Consider the following 2712-nt stretch of genomic DNA (forward strand, 5'->3'; position numbering starts at 1 on the left):
GGCTTCATTTTTGGCTGGTTTGATTGTTGAATCGTTCATATAAGGATGACAAAAGTGGGGCTACCACACTTCGAATAGGAAAAAAGAAGAACTCAGGATTTCTCCCAAGTTCTTTCTTTTTACTTTATTTACTTAGCTCGTTTAAAACTCTATCACTTACCATAGTTCTACCACCAATTGCTGTAATCTTTTGGATTCTTTCTTTAGCGATATAGTCTTTTAGTGATTGTGGTGCGCTGTTTGCTTGTGTTAATAGGATTGGCATATCTAAGATACCACCTACTGGTCCTATTACAAGTGCGTCCATCCAATGTTCTCCATTTGCTAAGAATATTTTGTTAGTATTAAACTTCTTAGTTGCTATATCAATAGCTGTTTCGTATCTTGTTCTACCACTTAATCTTTCTGCTACTGTTGGTAGTGAAGCTTCTAGTGATTTATTTACTGTTGTGTATCCACCTGCTATTGTTACTTTGTTTATAGCTAGTTCTGTTATAGCATCTTTAACTGATTTTGGTAAGTTGTTTGCTCTTACTAGTAGTATTGGGTAACCTTCTCTTGATGCGTAAGGTGCTACTGTTAGTGCGTCTGCAAATACTTGACCTGATGCTACTACTGCGTGTCCAAGTTTTCCAGTGATTCCAACTACTCTTCTTGCAACTTGTGCTGAAGTTTCGTATCTGTCTCTACCGTAGATTCTTTCTACTGTATCTTTATCAAATTTAGCTAATTCTTTCTTAACTGCTTCTGATACTGATTTGTTTCCACCTACGACTATTACATCTTTTGCTCCCAGTCTTTGAATTTCTGCTGCTACTCTAGGGTCAAGTTTGTTAGTATCTGTTAGTAAGATAGGTGCCTTTAAAAGCTTAGATAATACTGATGCTGTCATTGCGTCAGGGAAATCTTTCTTATCTACTACAATTACTGTGTTCGCTTTTCCAAAGTATTTCTTAGAAATATCGATAGCAGTTTCAACTCTGTCCTTACCATGAACTCTGTCTGGAGTTGATGGTGTTGATGGTCTTGACGGTCTTGATGGAGTTGGGGTTTTCTTACCTTTTACTGTTGTTTCAGCAGTGTTTGGTTTTTTACCCTTTTCTGTTTGTTCAACAGTAATCTTATCATTTTCTTTTAGTGGCTTATCTTTTGGTACTGGTACTTCCCATTTACCCTTATCATTTACTTCAGCTTCACCAATTTTGTTACCAACTTTATCTTTGACTACAATATTAGCTCCTGGCTTACCTTCTCCAGTAATCTTGTCGTCACCTTCAGTTGGTCGGTCTATTATTGGTTTTTCTGATTTTTCTTCTGTTGTATTGTCTTTTGTTACAACCAAGTTATCAGTGTTTGCTGTTAACTTATCTTTTGTTAATACTACTGGTTTTCCATTGTTTCCATCAACAGTCATGTCTGTTCCGTTTCCTGGATTTGCTGTTATTCCATATTCACCTAGCTTGTCAAATGGCACGTCTTGTGTGTTTCCATTTTTGTCTGTTAGTGTTACTACTAGCCTGCTTAGGTCTAGTTTACCCTTTGTAGCATTTCCTTCAACGTAATTTAGGTCTGGTTGTGTTTTTACTTCCATTCCTGTTACGTTGTTTTTATCAAATACTGCATTTACTGCGTTTGCTGTAAATGTTAAGTCTTTGTCTGCTACTGGTACTGTCCATGGGTTTTCGACGTTCCATGACGGATTCTTGAATTGTGTTTCATCTGTAACTTTTAGTGTTGGGAACTTGTCATGGGCTAGTGTTTCGCCTTTTTTAACTGCATAGCTCTTACCAAACAATGCGTTATCTGCAATTCCTGTTCCCTTTGTTACTGTTACCTTGTGGAATCCTGTTGGTAGCGGATTGTTGTCATTTGGATTGATTTCGTCTCCACTCTTTATGAATGTTGCCACACGTACTTGTCCGTCTGCTACTTTGTCTTCTGGTGCTTCGTTCCAATGCCAGAATACGTAGTCGTTTCCGTCATTTGTTGTTGGCATTGTGAATTTTGCCCATTCTGTATCTTTTTTAACTAGGGCTGAGATTACTGCTTTGTTCTTTAATTCGCCTAGTGTTAGCGTTCCTGAATTGTCTGGGCTTGCTTTAAATCCTACTACTACATACTCATCTCTCTTGATTGGTTTCTTGTCTTCTGGATTTTCTGTTGGGATATTTGGATCGTTTTTATCTCCAGGTTTTTTAGGATCTGTTGGTTCAAATGGTATTACTGAATCTGTAGTTGTGTCTTCTTTTCCTTTTACTTTTGCTTGAGCTTGGTCAGATTCATCTTTACCATTTTCTTTTTGTGTAGCTAAGATTGTATCGCCTTCTTCAAGATTTACTCCATCAGGTACATTAGCTGTCCAGTTTCCATCATTGCCTACAATTACATCTCGAGCAATTGGTGAACCTTGACCAGTTCCACCCTTATCCTCTTTAGTAACGCTAACTTTAGCTCCTGGAACACCTGTACCTGAGATAGTTCTATCTCCAGCTTTTGGTGCATTGATTGTTGGTGGGTCAGTTTGACCTTCTGTAGTTTGAGCTGTTGCTTTTGCCGTGAATGTTGTGTTTTTTGTTATTGCTTGATCCCATGGTTTTTCTACATTCCATTTTGCTTCTTTGAAGTTATCTGCCGCTTCTGGTGTTGGGAATTTATCTTTTGCTAGTTTACTGTCTTTAAATACTGCATAAGATTTTCCATATAGACCATTAA

General features: G+C 37.6%; 1 protein-coding gene. It reads right to left on the reverse strand.

Annotated elements, in window-relative coordinates; all coding sequences use genetic code 11:
• Positions 1 to 124: 124 nt before the first annotated feature.
• The coding region (locus HMPREF0631_RS10180; protein ID WP_002843964.1) for a cell wall-binding repeat-containing protein at positions 125 to 2712 on the reverse strand (2588 nt) is incomplete at its 5' end.

The sequence above is a fragment of the Peptostreptococcus anaerobius 653-L genome, assembly GCF_000178095.1.
Taxonomy (GTDB): domain Bacteria; phylum Bacillota; class Clostridia; order Peptostreptococcales; family Peptostreptococcaceae; genus Peptostreptococcus; species Peptostreptococcus anaerobius.